At 65.8% G+C, this 19,204-nt stretch carries 11 protein-coding genes; 7 read left to right on the forward strand and 4 right to left on the reverse strand.

From position 1 onward, the window contains the following. Window positions 1-7 precede the first annotated feature (7 nt). Window positions 8-3,130, reverse strand: coding sequence for a CheR family methyltransferase (locus AB3X94_RS35010; RefSeq protein WP_368613915.1), 3,123 nt, complete (start codon window positions 3,128-3,130; stop codon window positions 8-10). 267 nt (window positions 3,131-3,397) lie between these two features. On the opposite strand from AB3X94_RS35010, the gene AB3X94_RS35015 reads away from it, so the two are divergent. Further along, window positions 3,398-4,387: a chemotaxis protein CheB gene (locus tag AB3X94_RS35015; RefSeq protein ID WP_176111747.1), complete on the forward strand. Its 990-nt coding sequence runs from the start codon at window positions 3,398-3,400 to the stop codon at window positions 4,385-4,387. 106 nt (window positions 4,388-4,493) lie between these two features. Next, on the forward strand, window positions 4,494-8,576 hold the full coding sequence (locus AB3X94_RS35020; protein ID WP_176111746.1) for a CheR family methyltransferase: 4,083 nt from the start codon (window positions 4,494-4,496) through the stop codon (window positions 8,574-8,576). Between the two features lie 28 nt (window positions 8,577-8,604). Here the strand turns inward: AB3X94_RS35020 and AB3X94_RS35025 are convergent, their stop codons facing one another. Together AB3X94_RS35025 and AB3X94_RS35030 are read right to left on the reverse strand one after the other, a co-directional pair. Continuing rightward, window positions 8,605-9,891 (reverse strand): phosphatidylserine decarboxylase family protein, encoded by a 1,287-nt coding sequence (locus AB3X94_RS35025; RefSeq protein ID WP_368613916.1) that lies wholly within the window; start codon window positions 9,889-9,891, stop codon window positions 8,605-8,607. Window positions 9,892-9,919: 28 nt separating this feature from the next. Next, window positions 9,920-10,951, reverse strand: a complete 1,032-nt coding sequence (locus AB3X94_RS35030) for a flavodoxin family protein (RefSeq protein ID WP_368613917.1) — start codon at window positions 10,949-10,951, stop codon at window positions 9,920-9,922. 175 nt (window positions 10,952-11,126) lie between these two features. Here AB3X94_RS35030 and AB3X94_RS35035 point away from each other — a divergent pair, with 175 nt between their 5' ends. Continuing rightward, window positions 11,127-11,834: a PIG-L deacetylase family protein gene (locus AB3X94_RS35035; RefSeq protein WP_368613928.1), complete on the forward strand. Its 708-nt coding sequence runs from the start codon at window positions 11,127-11,129 to the stop codon at window positions 11,832-11,834. A 58-nt stretch (window positions 11,835-11,892) separates the two neighbouring features. Next, entirely contained in the window at window positions 11,893-12,825 is a 933-nt protein-coding gene (locus AB3X94_RS35040; protein WP_368613918.1) for a glycosyltransferase family 2 protein, read from the forward strand. Between the two features lie 21 nt (window positions 12,826-12,846). On the opposite strand, the gene AB3X94_RS35045 is transcribed toward AB3X94_RS35040, so the two are convergent. Next, window positions 12,847-15,528: an ATP-binding cassette domain-containing protein gene (locus AB3X94_RS35045; RefSeq protein ID WP_368613919.1), complete on the reverse strand. Its 2,682-nt coding sequence runs from the start codon at window positions 15,526-15,528 to the stop codon at window positions 12,847-12,849. Between the two features lie 385 nt (window positions 15,529-15,913). Here AB3X94_RS35045 and AB3X94_RS35050 point away from each other — a divergent pair, with 385 nt between their 5' ends. The 3 genes from AB3X94_RS35050 (at window position 15,914) to waaF (ending at window position 19,185) form a co-directional block, all read left to right on the forward strand. Beyond that, complete coding sequence (locus AB3X94_RS35050; RefSeq protein ID WP_368613920.1) at window positions 15,914-17,221, forward strand: glycosyltransferase family 4 protein; 1,308 nt, start codon at window positions 15,914-15,916, stop codon at window positions 17,219-17,221. 123 nt (window positions 17,222-17,344) lie between these two features. After that, a complete protein-coding gene (locus tag AB3X94_RS35055; protein ID WP_368613921.1) occupies window positions 17,345-17,947 on the forward strand; it encodes a D-glycero-alpha-D-manno-heptose-1,7-bisphosphate 7-phosphatase in 603 nt (200 codons plus the stop codon). Continuing rightward, on the forward strand, window positions 17,944-19,185 hold the full coding sequence (gene waaF, locus AB3X94_RS35060; RefSeq protein ID WP_368613922.1) for a lipopolysaccharide heptosyltransferase II: 1,242 nt from the start codon (window positions 17,944-17,946) through the stop codon (window positions 19,183-19,185). The genes AB3X94_RS35055 and waaF overlap by 4 nt, the downstream gene beginning before the upstream one ends. The last annotated feature ends 19 nt before the right edge of the window (window positions 19,186-19,204 follow it).

A 19,204-nucleotide genomic window follows, 5' to 3' on the forward strand; every position in this document is an offset into this window, starting at 1 on the left:
TCGCCGTTCAGTTGCGATCGGGCGCCTTGGTACGATCGTCATGATCGTCGGACTCCGTCGCATAGCGACGCGATTGACCGAGTTGCCGGCGCAACTCGTTAACCTCGTTCTTCAGATCGATCATGCGCAGTTCGCGGCCGATCGCCGCCTTGTTGAACCGCTCGAGTTCCTCGTTGCGCGCGCGCAGGTCTTCCTCGGCCCGCGCACGTCCGACCGCGGCCCATGTGCGCTCGGCCATCAGTTCGAGAAACATCAGTTCGTCGGGCGCCCACGTGTGCGCGGTGTCGAAGTGCATCGTCAGCGCGCCGAGCACGCGGCCCGACTGCACGAACGGCATGTTGGCCCACGCGCCGATGCCGAGTGCGTGGCACGCGCGCCGCTCGGCCGCGCTAGCGGCGGGATCGGCCATCACGTCGTTGCTCCAGCCGCTGCGGCCGGTGAACAGCGCGGCGGTGAGCGCAGGCCCGGCGTCGTTGATCGCGCAGCGGCGGCCCAGCATATCGGCCGTGCCCGCGAGCGCGTCGGTCGCGACGATTTCCAGTTCGTCGGGGCCACGCGCTTCCGAGTAGTTGACGCGCGCGGCGCCGAACTGCTGACGCAGCATCCGGATCGCCGTCGATCGGGTATTGCGGTATCCGGACAGCCCGCGCAGCGCGTTGGCGAAGCGCACCATGAAATCGTGCATCGCGCTTTCGCGCAGCACTCTTTCCGCGTGCTTCAGGTCCGAGATGTCGGTAACCGTGACGGCCACGCCGCTCGTGCCGGTCTGCGACAAAAACGGGCGAATGCGCCGCAGGAACCATCCCCCGCTGGCGTTTCGCACCTCGGCTTCGCGCGGTGTCCCGCTCTGCATCACCGCAAGCACGTCGCGCAGGAAATTCACGTCGTCGACCTTCGGCGAAATATCGGCGATGCCGCGTCCGACGTCGCCCGTTTTCAGCGGAAATATCTCGCCGATCGAAGGCGTGAACCAGCGCACGCGCAGCGCCTCGTCGAGAAACATCGCCATTACCGCACCGGCGCTCAGTACGCCGCTCTGCATCTCCAGTTCCGCGATCTTGCCGGTGAGCCGCGCATTGGCCCGGTTCAGGTCGTCGTTGACGAGATTGAGTTGCTCGTTCGCGGCTTTCAGTTCCTCGTTGAGCACCTGCAACTCTTCGCGCGACGCCTCCAGTTCCTCGCGCGAGACGCGGATCGCTTCGCTCCACTCGCTCGAAGCTGCGACGTCCGCAGCGTGGCTCGGCAGCGCAACGGGTTCGGTGGCGCCGGGCCGAATCTCGCGCGCGCGGGAAATGAACGATGCGAGCAGCCGCGGCGCGGCGCCGTTTTGCGCGCTTCGAATCGGTGTGAGCCGGATCTGGAACGCGTGCGTGACGTTCCCTTCTTCACGCAGGCCGTTGACGATCGTCGGCTGACCGTCTTCGAGCGCTATCTTCGCGGCCGCCTTCAGGCTCGACGCCAGTTCGCGCTGCGTCAGTTCGAGCAGGTTGTCGGTGGGTTGGCCGGCCGGGACGCGCAGGTATTTTTCCGTATCGCCATACACCCGCAGCACGCGAAATTCGTCGTCGATCAGCACCGACGGGAAATCCCGCTGCGCATGCACGCTCGAATGACCGATGAAAGGCACGGCGCTCGCGCGCAAGCTTGTCGCGACACGCAACGGGAAGCGGACCTCGACGTCGCTCGCGGGGCCGGTTTTGCGGTAAATATGCCAACGGCTCGACACGACGTTGAAACCGCCTTGCCGCGACAACAGCGGTTCGCCCTTGCCGAGGAACAGATAGCCGCCCACCTTCAGCGAGTTGTGCAGCAGGAATACGACGCGCTTGACCGCTTCGGGGTCGAGATAAATCAGCAGGTTGCGACAAGTGACCAGATCCAGGTTCCTGAACGGCGGATCGAGCAGCAGGTCCTGCGGCGCGAATACCATCTTTTCGCGCAGGTGGCGTTTGACGCGCCAGTTGCCGTCGGTGGAATAGAAGAACTTCTGCTGGCGTGCCAAAGAGACGTTCTTCAGCGCGTCGCCCGAAAACGCGCCGCGGCTCGCGCGCGCGACGATCTCCGGCGAGGCATCGGTCGCGAACACCTGGAAATCGATGGGACGGCCAGTCTTTTCCGCATGCTCGTGCAGAAGCATCGCGACCGAATACGCTTCTTCGCCGGTCGCGCACGCCGGTGTCCAGGCCCGTACGACATCGCTCGCGCGGCGCTCGCTCAGCATCGGCTCTATGACCTCGTGCCGCAGCACGTCCCAGGCGGGCGCGTCGCGGAAGAACTCGGTCACGTGAATCGGAATGCCGCGAATCAGCGCTTCGAGCTCAGCTGGGTCGTCGCGCAACAGCGACTCGTAGTCGCCGAACGATTCGGTACGCCGCAAATCCATGCGCTGCTGGATGCGCCACAGCAGCGGGGTCGCCTTGTAACCACCCAGATCGAAGCCCGCCTGCTTGCGGATCATCCCGACGATCTCGTCGAGCGTTCGCGTAATCTCGCCGGTCCACGCGACTTCGTTGGCCGGCCGCACATAGGCGGGTGACGCGCAGCGCAGCAGCTGTTTCGCGATCTCGCCGACCGGCAGGATGTAGTCGGCGGCACCGCGCGAAATCACCGCTCTCGGCATGCTGTCGTTCATCGTGGTGACCGGGTCCTGCACGAGCACCACGCCGCCGGCCCGCTTCACGCAGATCGCGCCGGCCGCGCCATCGGTGCCTGTGCCGCACAGGATCGCGGCGAGCGCGTGCGAGCCGCGATCTTGCGCGAGGCTTTCGAGGAATGCGTCGATGGTATCGATGCCGGGACGGCGGCTGCCGCCGTCGACCGGCCGCGTGCGAAAGAGCCCGCCTTCGAGGGTCAGCACGTCGTCGGAACCCGCGACGTAGACGTGATTCGGCTCGGGACGCTCGCCGTTGTTCGCGGCACGGACAGGCAGCAACGTCCACTTGCTGACCAGATTCACGAGCTCGTTCGATCCACCCGGCAGCTGGTGTTGCACGACGACGAGCGCAAGCGCAGGTTCGGCGGGCAAGGCCTGAAGCAGGCAATGCATCGCTTCGATGCCGCCGGCGGATGCGCCAATGCCGACGACGCGGCAGCTTTCCGCTGGCGCGGAAGCTTGAATCGGAGTCGCCATGAGTGTGAGCTTGCGCAGGAACGTCATCTCGTGCCGGCCATGTCCGGCACGCCTGTCCTTACACGTTCATCATATGCCTGTGCGTGGCGTGCGGCGCTTTCGGCCAGCTTGGCCGTCGTGTGGCGCAGGCTGAAAACCGGTGCCGGCGCAAGGACGCTTGCACCGACGACGGCGCAATAAAAATGCCCGGACGGCATATCGCTTGCTCATTACTGACTGACACGAAAGGCCCGCTTTCCCGTCCTGCTTCCACGTCCCGGAGTCCACTTGACCCACCGTGATTTCATCGTAATCGGCACGTCCTCGGGAGGTGTCGACGCGCTGCGCGCGCTTGCCTCGCAGCTTCCCGTCGATATGCCCGCCAGCATCGCCGTCGTGCTGCACATCGGCGCGCACGGCAGCATGCTCCCCACGCTTCTGAACCAGGCCGGCCCGCTGCCCGCCAAGCACGCGCAGGATGGCGAACATTACGCGCCCGGCAGAATTTACGTGGCGCCGCCCGATCGGCACCTCGTGGTAGACGATGGGCAGTTGCGGCTCCTGCATGGCGCGAAGGAAAATTTCGCGCGCCCCGCGATCGACCCGCTGTTTCGCAGCGCGGCCGCGCAGATGGGACCGCGCGCGATCGGCGTGATCCTGACCGGCCTGCTCGACGATGGCGCCGCGGGCCTCGAAGCGATCCAGGCGTGCGGCGGCACGACGGTCGTGCAGGACCCCGACGACGCGTTCGCGAGCGAGATGCCACGGCATGCAACACCCTTCGCCGATCACGTGCTGCCGCTCCAGCAACTGGGCCCATGTCTGGTAAAACTGACCGGCGGCATTGCCAACCCGCCGGTAAATATCGGGCCGGCGCAGCGCGAGGCCTCCGACCGCGTCGTCCTCGAACAGCGCGCGTGGCTGTCCGGCGCCGCGCCGTTCGACGCCATCCGGGGACTGGCCACGCCGTCGACTTTCACATGCCCCGAATGCAACGGCACACTGTGGCGCATCATCGGTTCGCGCGTGATGCGTTACCGCTGCCATACCGGCCATGCGTATTCGGCCGCGTCGCTCGACGACGGCCGCATGATCGATGCGGAGATGTCTCTGCGCAATGCGCTGCGGGCGCTGCGCGAGCGCGAAATGTTCAGCCGCGAGCTCGGCGAACACTTCGCGGCGATAGGGGACACCGCCGCGCAACGACGCGAGGAGGACAATGCCCGGCGCGCGGGCCACGCGGCCGAACTCTTGCAGTCCATGCTGCTGGAAAAATGAGTGCAATGCGGGATAATAACGATCCGGGCCGAGCAAGAAATGGGCTCGCGGCCCTATAAAAATTCACCGCTGAACACTATCCTTTTCCAAGAAGGGACACGCAGCCATGTCAAAGAAGCGAGGGCAAACTCTGCCTAGCCAGGCACTCTATCCGATCGTCGGTATCGGCGCATCGGCAGGAGGGCTTAACGCGCTGACGGAATTCTTCGAGGCGCTGCCCGCGCACACGTCGATGGCCTTCGTCGTGGTCGTTCACCTGTCGCCGGACCACGAAAGCAATCTGGCCTCGCTGCTGCAAAAGGTCACCAGCATGCCGGTGCAGCAGGTCACGGGCCCCACGCAAATCGAATCGGACCACGTTTATCTGGTCGCGCCCTCGTTCGAGATGATCATGGTCGACGGCTACCTGCGCGTCACGCAGAAGCAGTCCGAAGAGGGACGCCGCGCGAGCATCGATCTGTTCTTCCGCACGCTCGCCGAGGCGCATCGCGAACGCGCGATCGGCATCGTGATGTCGGGTGCGGGCTCGGACGGCTCGGTCGGCCTGTCGCGCATCAAGGAAATGGGCGGCATCACGCTCGCGCAGGACCCTTCCGAAGCGGAATACGACAGCATGCCGCGCAGCGCGATCGCGACCGGCATGGCCGACTTCGTGATGACCGCGGCCGAGATGCCGCAGCGGCTGCTCGATCTGTGGTCCACCGCGCGGGAAATCCATCTGCCGGCCGTGCAGCCGGACGAGCCCGAGGAAGACACGGTCAACGAGTCGGCCGAGCGCGCGCTGCGCGAGATCATGGTGATCCTGCGCACCCGCACCGCGCACGACTTCCGGCATTACAAACGGGCTACGGTTCTGCGCCGCATCGAACGCCGGCTGCAGGTCAACGGCATTACGGATCTGCAGGCGTATCGCGATTATCTGCATCTGCACCCTGAAGAAACTCAGGCGCTGCTGCAGGACATGCTGATCAGCGTTACCAACTTCTTCCGCGACAAGGAAGCGTTCGACGTGCTCGAGCGCGAGGTATTGCCCCCCCTCTTTGAAAACCGCGGCGAACAGGACCGCATCCGCGTCTGGTCGGTGGGCTGCGCGACCGGCGAGGAGGCGTATTCGCTGGCGATGCTGCTGCAGGAGCGCTCGCTGAAGTCACCCGAGGGCGTGTCGTTCCAGGTATTCGCGACCGACATCGACGAGCGCGCCATTGCGTTCGCGCGCGTGGGCCTGTACCCGGATTCGGTCTCGGCCGACCTGACACCGGCGCGCATCCGCCAGTTCTTCACGAAAGACGCCGCGCACTTCCGGATCAAGAAGGAGCTGCGCGAACACATGCTGTTCGCGCACCATAACGTGCTCAGCGACCCGCCCTTCTCGCGGCTCGACATGATCTGCTGCCGCAATCTGCTGATCTATCTGGACCGCGAAGCGCAGATCGAAATTCTGAAGATGTTCCACTTCGCGCTGCGGCCCGGCGGCGTGCTGTTCCTCGGCAGCTCGGAGTCGGCCGACAGCGTGAGCTCGATGTTCACCGTGGTCGACAAACGCAACCGCATCTATCGCGCGAACATGGCCGTGCGCGGTGACACGCCGATGCCGATCGCGATTTCGGGCACGATGAGTTCGCGCCCCCTCGTCACTACGGTGCAGCCGCCCGGGCGCCGGCGCTTTTCGTTCGGCGATCTGCATCAGCGGCTCGTCGAGCAATATGCGCCGCCCAGCGTGCTGGTGAGCCGCGAATCCGAAATCGTTCATCTGTCCGATCGCGCCGGGCGTTTTCTGCAATATTCGGGCGGCGAGCCGTCGCATAACATCGTGGCCGCCGTGCGTCCGGAACTGCGGCTCGAACTGCGCACCGCGATCTATCAGGCCTTGCACACGAACCGCAGCGTCGAAGCGCGCCGCGTGCACATCGAGCGCGATGGCCGTTCGTACTTCGTCAACATGACCGCGCGGCCGGTGCACGACCCGGAAGCGAACGCGGACTTCGTGCTGGTGCTGTTCGACGAGGTCGAAGACAGCATGGCCAACGCCGAAACGGCGTCGGCCGACGTGCAGAAAGACCCGATCATCAGCCAGCTCGAACGCGAGCTGCAACGCACGAAGGAGCAACTGCAGTCCACCATCGAGCAGTCGGAGACCTCGACGGAGGAGTTGAAGGCGTCGAACGAGGAATTGCAGGCGATCAACGAGGAACTGCGCTCGGCGACCGAGGAGCTCGAAACCAGCAAGGAAGAGCTGCAATCGATCAACGAAGAGCTGACCACGGTCAACGCGGAGCTGAAGTCGAAGGTCGAGGAAACCGGCAAGATCAACGACGACCTGCACAACCTGATCGCCGCGAACGACATCGGCACGATCTTCGTCGACCGCAACATTTGCATCAAGCGCTATACGCCGCGCGCCACCGACGTCTTCAGCATCATTCCGTCGGACATCGGGCGCTCGCTGCTCGACATCACCCACCGCCTCGAATACGACAAGCTCGCCGACGACGCGGCCGAAGCATTCGAATCGCTGCGCCTGATCGAACGCGAGCTGAAGAGCAACGACGGGCGCTGGTATCTCGCGCGCTTCGTGCCCTACCGCACGACCGAAGACCGCATCGACGGCGCGGTGCTGTCGTTCATCGACATCACCGGCCGGCGTCAGGCGGAAGACCGGCTGCGCGAAGGCGAGCGGCGCATGCGCCTCGTCGCCGAGGGCACCAAGGACTACGCGATCATCACGTTCGACGAAAGCGGCGTGATCAATAGCTGGAACGCGGGCGCGGAACGGATTTTCGGCTATTCCGAAGCCGAAATGATCGGCCAGTCCGCCGACATCCTGTACACCGACGAAGACCGCGCCGCGAACGTTGCGCAACGCGAGTTCGCCGAAGCGCGTCTGAACGGCCGCGCAGAAGAGGAGAGCTGGCATCTGCGCAAGGACGGCACGCGCTTTTTCGCGAGCGGTGTGCTGTCCCGTCTCGATGAGCCGGGCATCAGCGGTTTTGCGAAGATCACGCGCGATCTCGGCGAGTTCGCCAGCGACCCGACCTCGGGACGCGGCACCCACGTCGAAACGCTGCGCGCCGCGAGCGAGCGCGAAGCGCAGCGGCGCCGCGATGAATTTCTCGCAGTCGTGTCGCACGAACTCAAGCATCCGCTCAACCTGATTTCAGCGAGCGCCGAACTGATCGCGCGCGCGCCGGAAACGCGCCAGAACCTGAACGTCTCGCGCGCGACCGATACGATCCGGCGCACCGTAATCGGCCAGGCGCAAATCATCGACGACCTGCTCGACATTTCGCGCGTGCGCACCGGCAAGCTGTCGGTCGTGCGCACCGTCGTCGACATGCGTGAGATCGTGCAGCGCGTGTGCAGCGCGGTGCAGGACGATGCCGCGCAGCGCGGCATCACACTGAGCGTCGAGGTGACCGATGCGCCCGTGATCATTCATGCTGATCTGACGCGTATCGAGCAGATCGTGTGGAATCTGATCAGTAATGCGCTGAAGTTCACGCAGCGCGGCTCGATCCAGGTGTCGTTGCAGGTCAATGACCACGCCGAAGCCGTGCTGCGCGTCAGCGATACCGGCATCGGCATCGAGGCCTCGCTGCTGCCGCATATCTTCGAGATGTTCCAGCAGAGCCGCGATCCGGGCTCGCGCCGCGGGGGCCTCGGCATCGGCCTCGCGCTGGTGCGCGATCTGGTCAACCTGCACGGCGGCGCAGTGCGTGCGGAGTCGGACGGCGTCGGCCGCGGTGCAACGTTCACGGTGACGCTGCCTACCCACCGGCTCGCCACCCGCACGAGCGCGGGGATCGAAGTCACCGGCGAGCCGCTGAAAGGCACGCGCATCCTGATGGTCGACGACGACGCCGCGACCGTCGAAACCTTCAAGCTGCTGCTGGAAAGCGAGGGCGCCGAAGTGCGGACCGCGACGAGCGGTGAGGAAGCGCTGACGATCATCAACGGCAACGCGCCCGATATCATCCTGTCCGACATCGGCATGCCGGGCATGGACGGTATGGAGTTCATCGGCAAGCTGCGCAGCATACCGGCGATGAAGTCCGTGATCTGTATCGCGGTCACCGGCTTCGGGCAGCAGGCGGACGTCAGCGCAGCCGAAGATGCGGGCTTCGACGCGCACCTGAAAAAACCGGTGGTTCTCGAAGACTTGCTGAGCATTTTCGCGCGGCTGCGCAGTTGAATCCGCCGCCCGGCGGCGCGCAGCGCGTCTAGCCGTTGCTTTGCGACGGCGATGCGTTGCGCGACCCGGCCCTTGCAACGGCCGCGTTGACCTTGATCGGCGACTGCTTGTCGCCGAACGGCGGCTCGACGACGAAGCGCTCTATCACGCCCGGCTCGAACACCAGGCAGCAAGTCGATCCGCCGTACTGGAAAAACCCCAACTCATCGCCCTTTCGGACGCGCTGACCCGGCAACGCCTCGATGATGCACGACGACACGTCCGCCATGCCGACGAACACGCACGCCACCTGCCCCACCGCCGCATCGTCGCATTCGATCACGATCACCGCGCGCGCCGCGAGCGCCGTGATGTAGCCCTGCGAATCGTTGAGCCCGCTCGGGTCTTCGCCTTCGCTATCGGCGGTCGAATAGTAACTGCCGTCCGCCGCGTACGCGCGCGAGATCACGCCACTGACCGGCGCATGCCAGCGGTGATAGTTGAACGCGCTCAGAAAGGCCTGATACACCGAGCCGCCCTCGAAGCGCCGCGCCAGTTCGCGCTCGCGCGAGCTCAGCATGTCTTCGAGCGAATACGGCTGTGACTTGATCCAGAACGTGTCGCGCAGCTCCACGCCGTGCTGCACGTTGTACGGCGTCGCCTCGCACGCGCTGACGATCAGCTTGTCGTTGTCCGGCTCCTCGACGGGCCGCATGCCGGGACGGAAGCGCCGCGTGAAGAAATCGTTCCACGACGTAAAGCCCCAATACGGTTGCTCGGGATCGCAAGCGAATTGCGCGAGGCCGATCCGTTTGTCGGCCTCGGAGCTGAACCAGCCGTCGGGCGACGACGTATTCAAATGTTCGCGTGAATGCGGACCGCTCAGAAAGCCGCACCAGCAATTCAGCACGTGCTTGAGCTGCGCGTTGAGCGCCGGGTCGCGAAACAGTGCATAGCCGGACGGCATGCACATCGGCCAGTCGAGCACCGCGTTCAGCGGACAATGAATCAGATCGGATTCGCTGAACGGCGGCGCGTAGGTCATCAGGTAATCGACGAGCGTCATCAGCTCGTCGATCGTTGCATAGCCGAGCACGTAGCCCGCTTGCTGTGCCTGCATGATGGCCCGCGTCATATCCATGCGCAGCACCGGGTCGCCTTCGATCAGCGCCGCGAGTTCCGCGACGGCACGCGTGCGTGGCGCCGTGCGCGCGCGTTCGCGCGCTTTCGCGGCCAGCGCGGTCCGGTAGCGCACGAGATGCGCTTCGTCGCGCGGCAGCCATCCTCCGAGCCGGCGCCGTTGCGTGCGCGGGCTCGCCACTTCGTCGTTCGTCATGCTTCGCCTTTCTTATCTGAGTTGGGGATCATTTGGCGCGCGGCGTGCCGAGGCCGTCGTCCGGTTCCTTGCGCCCGCCACGAATCTGCTCGACGCAGGTCGCGACGGCCTGGGCCACGTTGGCCACTTCCTGCTGCATGTCCTCGTCGCGATCGAGCGCCTCATGGCTGGTCGCATAAGGCTCGTAATAGCCGATAAAGCGATCGAGCCGCGACTTCGCGCCCGCTTCGACGAAGCCCATCCAGCCGAGCCAGTCGGCGAGCGCCCTGCGCGAGTCCTCGATGCCGGCGACGTCGCCATGCACGACGACGCCATAGGCCCGGCCAGCCAGATGTTTCGGATAGTCCCAGCCGGCCAGTTCGAGACGCTTCGCTTCGTCCGCTTTCTTGCCGTGCGTCGAAGTGGGATCGGGATTGCCGCCGTCGGCGCAAACGAGGCGATCCATCATCAGCTTCAGCGGCGCGGACACCTGATACCAGTAGACCGGCGTCACGATCAGCACGCCGTGGCAGGCGGCAAACCGCTCGTAGATGTCGTTCATCCAGTCGTTGACGAGCCCGAGCGAATGGTTCGGATAACAGCTGCAAGGCCAGTGACACAGCGGCATCGCGGTCGACACACAGCCTTTGCACGGATGAATGTGCAGGTCGCGGTCGGAGTTCAGGTGCGACAGGTCGAGGAAATCGACGTCGAAGGTCCGGCGTTCGAGCGCCTGTTGCGCGATCTTCGCGAGCCGGAAGCTCTTCGACATCTCGCCGGGGCACGTGTAGTCGTTGCGCGAGGACGCGTTGATCACGAGCACGCGCGAGCGCGTCGCCGGATCGCGCTGTCGCGCCTGCGCCGCCTTCACGCGCTCGCTCGCGGCACGCCATTCGACCGACAGGTCGTAGTCCGGGTCGGCGAATCCCGGGCCGGCCTTTTCGGTGACCGGCGCCTTGCGGCCTTGGGAGTAAGCATCCCACGCGATCGCTTCGAGCCGCGCGAGCGATTCGTCTTCCGCCCGAAATGCCGGGTCGTAGAAGCGGGCCATGAAGCGCTCGCGAAATGCGTCGCGGGACATTGCTTCGGTTACCTGACCTTTGCGGACTTCGACGGTACGGACGTGATCGGGCGGTTTGGCAGGCGGGCTCATGGCTGAATTTGTAGGCGGTAGTAGAACCGCAGGTCAGCAAGGGCTGTTCCAGCGCCGCCCGTCGCGCGCCGCGACCGCGGAACGCAGCTTGCTCACCGCCGGTATGGAATCGAACCAGCGCCTGCTCGTCATCTCGCCGCATCTCGACGATGCGGTCCTCAGTTGCGGACTTCTGCTCGCCGCGCATCCCGGCACGGTCGTTTGCACGGTTTTCACCGCGCCGCCCGCCGAGAACATCACGACCGATTGGGACCGCGCGGCCGGTTTCGCCGACGCGTTCGAAGCGATGCGCACGCGTCAGGCGGAAGACCGGGAGGCGCTTGGGCTGCTGTCGGCGATGCCCGTGCATTTGCTGTTCCGCGACGCGCAATACCATGCGTCGCCCGCTGCGGACGAGCTGATGACGGCGTTGAGCCAGACAGTTGCTCAAGCGAAACCCACGCGTGTCCTGATGCCGTTGGGCCTGTTCCATTCGGATCACGTCATGGTGGCCAATGCCTGTCTCGCACTGATGCGGCGTCAGCCAGCCGCGCGCTTCATCGCCTATGAGGACGTGCCCTACCGGCGCATGTCCGGCGTCGTGCAAGCGCGCCTATGCGACCTCGCGACACGCGGCTATGCCGCTGATGCGCCGCACACGTTGGACGTGCCCGGCACGACGCAACACGAGCGCCTGAAGCGCGCGGCACTCGGCGCCTATCGCAGCCAATTGCGCGCGTTCGGTCCCGACGGACAGGCAAGCCTCTTTTCGGCCGAACGCTATTGGCAGCTCGGCCGCGATGAATCGAGTCGGCATCCGCAAAACGAGTGACGCAGGGCACGGGGTTTGCTTCGCCATCGCTGTCCAACCGTCGAAGCGATTGCTTAGCATGCGAACAATAGCCGCCCACCCGCGCATTTCGGTCGTCGTTCTTACGCATAACCGTGCGGGCGAATTGCTCGCCACCTTGGAACGTCTGCTCGCGTTACCTGAAAACCCGCCAATCATCGTCACCGACAACGGCTCTACCGACAACACGGTCGCACTCGTCAAAGCGCGCTATCCGAGCGTTCGCGTCGTCGAATGCAACGGCAATCTCGGCGCGGCGGGCCGCAACCACGCGGTCGCGTGCGTCGAGACCGACTATGTAGCGTTTTGCGATGACGACACGTGGTGGGAGCCCGGCTCGCTCGAACGCGCGGTGCAATTGCTCGACGCATGGCCACGCGTCGGCGTGCTGAATGCGCGCGTGGCCGTGGGCGCGGACGACGCGACGGACCCAACTTGTGCGTTGATGAGCGCAAGCCCGCTGGGACGTGTCGGCCTGCCCGGGCCTGCTTTGATCGGCTATATGGCGGGCGCGTGCGTGTTTCGTACCGCGCTGTTTCGCGAGGTCGGCGGCTATGAGCCGCGCCTTTTCATCGGCGGCGAGGAAACACTCGTTTCCCTCGACGTGCTCGCCTCGGGACAGGCGATCGCCTACTGCGAGCAGTTGACGCTCCAGCATCGTCCGTCGCCGGTGCGCGACAGCGCGTTGCGGCGACGCATGCTCGCGCGCAATGCCGCGTGGGTGGCATGGCTGCGTCTGCCGTTGGGCGAAGCGATGAGCGCGACGCTGCGCGCCCTCGACGTGTTCGCGCGGGAAGGCACACTGGTTCGTGACGGCATCCAATTGCTGGCTGGGCTTGCGTGGACCGTGCGAGAACGCCGTGTGGTTCCGCAGTCGATCCTCGCGATGCGCGACCGCGTGCGCGCGGCCGAGCGCAATCTCGACGCGTCCGCCACGACGTCCGTGGGCGGCAAGTTCGACGCGCCGACCTGAGACCCGAATCACGCGCTTTCCTTATCCTGGCAACGTGGAGTCCGCGCTCGACGGCGCAGCCGCAAGCCGACGGATCGCGGCGATCAGTTCTTCGGGGGGTACCGGCTTGTTCAAATGCGCGTCGAAGCCAGCATTGCTCGTGCGCTGAACGTCGAGCGCGTCCGCATAGCCGGTCAACGCGATCGCGGGCAGTGGCCTGCCCGGAAAGGACGGCCGCTCGCCTTCCAGTTCGCGCAAGCGGCGCAGCACGTCGTAGCCATCTTCGCCGGCCAGCATCAGATCGCAGAGCACCACGTGCGGCCATTGCGCCGGGTCCGTCGCGCGCAGCCAATCCAGCGCTTCGCGGCCGGATGCGAACAGCCGCACGCGTGCGCCGCTCGTGCTCAGCACCGCTTCGAGCGCGTCACGTGCTTCTTCCTGATCGTCGATCGCGAGCACGCAGAGGCCGTCGAGCGAAGCGGGCTCGGCCGAATCCGGTGCGGTGGACTCTGGCGGTTGCGCATCCGCGACCGGCCGCAACGGCAGCATCGCGACATACGCGAGCCGCCCGTTCAGCGGAGTCAGCGTGAAGCTGCCGCCCGCGGCCGCCAGCGCGCTTTCCATCTGCCGCGCCGTCGCCTGTGATAGCTCGGCCGGCTGGTCGCCCATGCCGAGCACGCTGAACCATACGTGATTGCCGTGGCGCTCCGCGCGCAGTGCAATGCGCTGCCCCGGCGTAGCCTGCGCGATTTCGTTGCGGCACAACTCGGCGATCAGCGGCTGCAGCACGCTCGGGTCGCCGGTCACGCGCAGTTCGTTGTCGGTCGGCTCCGCGTAGACGACCACGCGCTGCCCGGCGGTCTCGTCGTGCAACGCATCGATCACACCCGCCGTCAATGCGCTGACGCTGACCGACCGAGCAGTCAGCCGGCGCTGCGCGTGTTCGAGTTCGCCCTGCTGCCATTGCAGCGACCACATCTTCGCGTACACAGCGTCGCGCGCGAGCAGCTCACGATGCGTGCCCTGCTCGACCACCTGGCCGTGTTCCATCACCAGAATCCAGTCCGCGTCGACGACTGTGGAAAGCCGATGCGCGATCACGATCGACGTGCGGCCTTGCGCGAGACGCGTCAGCTCGGTCTGGATCGCGCGCTCGGAGCGCGTGTCGAGCGCCGAGGTTGCTTCGTCGAACACGATGATGCGCGGGTCCTTCAGGATCGCGCGCGCGATTGCGATGCGCTGGCGCTCGCCGCCCGACAGCCGCACGCCGCGCTCGCCAACGCGCGTGTCGTAGTGATCGGGCAAGCGCTCGATGAATTCGTCGAGCTGCGCGGCGCGTGCGGCGCGCACGACATCCGCGCGTGTCGCCGACGGACGTCCATACGCAATGTTGTAGGCGATCGTTTCATTGAACAGCACGGTGTCCTGCGGCACGATCCCAATCGCCTCGCGCAGACTGCGCTGCGTGACCTGGCTGATGTCTTGCCCGTCGATGCGGATCATGCCGCGCTCGGGCCGGTACAGCCGGAACAGCAGCTTGACGAGCGTCGATTTGCCTGAGCCGCTGCCGCCGACCACCGCGAGCGTCTTGCCCGGATACGCATGGAAGTCGACATCGCGCAGCACCTGACGCGCGGTGTCGTAGCCAAAATCGACGTGCTCGAACTCGATCAGCCCCGCGCCGACCTTCAGCGGCTGCGCGTCGCGTGCATCGATATCCTCGCCGACGCGGCCGCGCGCCGCCAGAATCACGAACATGCGCTCGACGTTGACGAGTGCGTCGTTGGTCTCGCGAAACACGAAGCCGAGCGTGTTCAACGGCATGCAGACCTGGATCAGGTAGGCGTTGACCAGAATCAGATCGCCGACGCTCATGCTGCCGGCCACCACGTGCTGCGCGGCGAGCAGCATGACCCCCGCCACCCCGAGCGCGATCACCGCGCTCTGTCCCACGTGCAACGCGGTCAACGCGTTCTGATTCGCGATGCGCGCGTGGACCCACTTTTCCAGCACGTCGCCGAGCCGTTGCGTTTCGCTGTCTTCGGTCGCGAAGTACTTGACCGTGTCGTAGTTCAGCAGGCTATCGACGAGCCGTCCGTCCGATTGCGCTTCGAGCAGATTGACCGCGCGCTGGAACGCGACGCGCCGCCGCGTGAACACGAACGTATAACCCGCATACAACACGAAGGTCGCGACGATCACGAACATGAACTCGCGCGCGTACGCGTGCACCATGATCGCGACGATCACCGCGATCTCGAAGAAGGTTGGCACGATCGTAAACAGCGCGGTGCCGAGCAAAAAACCGATACCGTCGGCGCCTTTCTGCACGTCGCGCACGATCGCGCCAGTCTCGCGCCGCGCATGAAAACGCGCGCTCAACCGATGCAGATGCGCGAAGGTCCGCTCGGTCAGCGCCGCGACCGTGCGCTGCACGACGATGCTGAACACGACGTCGCGCGCCTCGTTCAGCGCGTCGCCGAAAAAGCGCAGCAGCGCATAGGCGAGCACGAGAAACACCGGAAACGCCACATGCGCGAGCGGATGGCCGAGCTCATCGACGATGTGCTTCAGCGTGAGCGGCATCAGCACGGTCGCGAGCCGGGCCGTGATCATCAGCGCGAGCGCCCCGCTGGTCTGCCAGCGATAACGCCATACCGCATGCGCGAGATCGCCGACGATTCGGCGCGTCAGTTCGGAGCGAGGCGGGACGGAATTCGGCATGGATCCTGGTCGGGGCGCGCCCGGATAAAACGTCGCACAAATGGGCCGTGGAGCAAGTGGCGCGCCCGGCGGCGCGCGAAAAATGACCGTGTACGGCAGCGCCTGCCGCGCACCTCTTACCTGTTCATTGCGCCCTATCCTCCGCCCATCCTAGTACCGGCGCGCCATCAGCGGTGCGAAGTTACATGGATCGTATGTAGAAACAGGGAACGCCACAGCGCTTCTCTATCTGCGCGAAAAAGGGCACGCCACAGCGCTTCGTCCGTCCAGACCAACGTCTACCGTCGTTCATCGGCATCTCAGGGTCGAATGGCACAGCGAATGCTCCGGGCCGGTGAAACGATTCCCCAATATCGAAGAACGCGCATCTCAGGAAGGAGTGCAAATGAAGATCGCCCTGATCAGTGAACATGCGTCGCCACTTGCTGTCGCCGGTGGCGTCGATAGCGGCGGCCAGAACATCTACGTCGCGAACGTCGCGCGTCAGCTGGTGGAAATGGGCCATCAGGTCGACGTGTTCACGCGCCGCGATCGCGCACTGGTGCCTGAGCGCGTCGACATGGACGGCGTGCGCGTGATTCATGTGCCCGCCGGACCGCCTCGACAATTGCCGAAGGAACAATTACTGCCGTTCATGGACGAGTTCGCCGCGTTTCTGATCGGGTTTTTTCGGCGTGAACCTCAGCCGTACGACGCGATGCACGCGAACTTCTTCATGTCCGGCCTCGCCGCGTTGCAAGTCAAGGCTGCGCTCGGTGTGCCGCTGGTCACGACCTTTCATGCGCTCGGCCGCGTGCGGCGCATCCATCAAGGCGCGGACGACGGCTTCCCCGACGAGCGCTTCGCGATCGAAGACGAACTGGTCGCACGCTCGGACGTCGTCGTCGCCGAATGTCCGCAGGACCAGGCCGATCTGCTCGAACACTATCGCGCCGATCCCGCGCGCATCCATATCGTGCCGTGCGGTTTCGATGACGAGGAGTTCCGGCCCGTCGAGCGCGAAGCCGCCCGCAATGCGCTCGGCTGGAGCCCGCACGACTTCATCGTGCTGCAGCTAGGCCGGCTCGTGCAGCGCAAAGGCATCGACAACGTGGTACGCGGCGTCGGCGTGCTGAAGCACACCTTCAACGCGGCAGCGCGGCTGTACGTGGTCGGTGGCAATTCGGACGCGCCCAACGAAATCGCGACACCGGAGATCGCGCGCCTGCGCCAGATCGCACGCGAATGTGGCGTCGCGGAGCAGACGAGCTTCGTCGGCCGGCGTGGTCGCGCGCGGCTGCGCTACTTCTACAGCGCCGCCGACGTGTTCGTGACGACGCCCTGGTACGAGCCGTTCGGCATCACGCCGGTGGAGGCAATGGCCTGCGCGACGCCGGTGATCGGCGCCGATGTCGGCGGCATTCGCTATTCGGTCCTCGATGGCGTGACCGGCTTTCTGGTGCCGCCGCGCGATCCGCACGCACTCGCGGCGCGTCTCGACCGCTTGCGGCGCGACCCCGCGCTCGCGCGCCGGATGGGCGAAGCGGGCCTCGACCGGGCGCGGACCGGCTTTACCTGGCGCGGCGTCAGCGAAGCGCTCGCGCAAATCTATGCACGCGCGGCAAGGCTCGCGCCGAGCAAAACATCGCTCGACACCGGCTTCGAGCCGGCGCAGCTACCGCTTCGAGCAGCAGGCGGAGCGTCGTTCGGTTGACGACGGCACACGCCGCGCGAACGCGCACGGCGTGCGCACCTGGAACGCGCCGCAGCCGGTCCAGCGGCTACGGCGCGCCTTTTTCCGACTTTCGGCCCACGCTCGCAAATACCACCAACCATCATGACGGTACCCGCTGTATTCATCGACAAGGACGGCACGCTGCTCGAAGACGTGCCCTATAACGCCGATCCCGCGCTGATGCGTTTCGCGCCTGGCGCGCGCGAAGCGCTCGCGCTGCTCGCCGCCTACCCTTATGCGCTGTTCATGATCAGCAATCAGTCCGGCATCGCGCTCGGCAAGTTCGAAGACAAAGCGCTGTTCGCCGTCGAACGCCGGCTGCGGCAGATGTTCGCCGAGTGCGGCGCCACGCTCGCCGGCGCCTACTGGTGTCCGCATCATCCGGAGGGCAGCGTCGAGCGCTACGCGATCGTCTGCGACTGCCGCAAGCCCGCGCCCGGCATGCTGCTGCGCGCCGCCAAAGAACATGAACTCGATCTCGCGCATAGCTGGTTCGTCGGCGACATTCTCGACGATGTCGAAGCAGGCAATCGCGCCGGCTGTCGCACGATCCTGCTCGACAACGGCCACGAGACCGAATGGCGGACCGGCCCGCAGCGCACGCCGAATGCGCGCGCGGCCGATCTGCACGAGGCCGCGCAACGCGTCGTGTTGAACGGCTTGCCGCCGGGCAGCGCGGCACGCCGCAAGGAGGCGCCGCGGTGAACGCACCTCTGCCACTTGCGCCGCCCACGCTCGCTCATGCGCGCGTGCCCGATACGTCGCAGCCGGTGTGCTGGGGCGACGACGTCAAACGGATTCTGTGCGTGCGCCTCGACAATCTCGGTGACGTGCTGATGACGACGCCCGCGCTGCACGCGCTGCGCGAGTCCGCCGGAGATCGCCATCTCACGCTGCTCGCGTCGCGCAGCGGCGTCGCGCTCGCGCCGTTTCTCGACGACGTCGACGACGTGATCGAATACGACGCGCCGTGGGTCGCGCCCGCGTCGAACGTGACGCGCGATCTGCTCGACGATCATCGGATGCAGCAGCGGCTGAAGCGCGGCTGCTTCGACGCGGCGGTGATTTTCACCGTGTACAGCCAGAGCCCGTTGCCGGCCGCGATGCTGTGCTATCTCGCGGGTATTCCGCGCCGCCTCGCGCATTGCCGCGAGAATCCGTATGCGCTGTTGACCGACTGGCTGCGCGAACCGGAGCCGCAGCAGCGCACGCGGCACGAGGTACAACGCCAGCTCGATCTGGTGCGTCACGTCGGCGCCCAGTCGAGCGACACCGCCATGCGTTTTCGCGTGCCGCCCGCCGCGCGCCGGTCGCTCGACTCGAAACTGAGGACCCTCGGCATCTCCCGCCACGACGAGTGCATCGTGCTGCATCCAGGCGCGACCGCCGCATCGCGCCGCTATCCGCCCGAGCGCTTCGGCGAAGTCGCGACACGGCTCGCGCGGGAAACCGGCGCCCCCGTGCTGTTGACCGGCGGCGCGAGCGAGCGAGCGCTCGTCGAGGCCGTGATGCGCGCCGCTGCTCCAGACGTGTGCGCGCAGCTACATGACCTGAGCGGTGCACTGACGCTCGCCGAGCTCGCCGCGCTGCTCGAACGCGCAAGCGTGCTCGTCTCCAACAACAGCGGCCCCGTGCATGTCGCGTCCGCGCTCCGCACGCCGGTCGTCGATCTTTACGCGCTGACCAACCCGCAGCACACGCCGTGGCAAACGCCGCAACGCGTGCTGTATCGCGACGTCGAATGCCGCTGGTGCTATCGCAGCGTGTGTCCGCACGGGCATCACGCTTGCCTGCTCGGTGTTCCGATCGAAGAAGTCGTGCACGCGGCACTCGAATTGCGGCACGCGCATGCGCATGCCCCGCGGCGTGGCGCAGCCGAGCGCGCGGGCCGCAGCGATGACACGAGCACGCCGTCGCTGACGGATCAGCCAACCATCCCCTGAACCCACTGCCACTGCTAAC

The sequence above is a fragment of the Paraburkholderia sp. BR10923 genome (assembly GCF_040948765.1).
Lineage (GTDB): Bacteria > Pseudomonadota > Gammaproteobacteria > Burkholderiales > Burkholderiaceae > Paraburkholderia > Paraburkholderia youngii.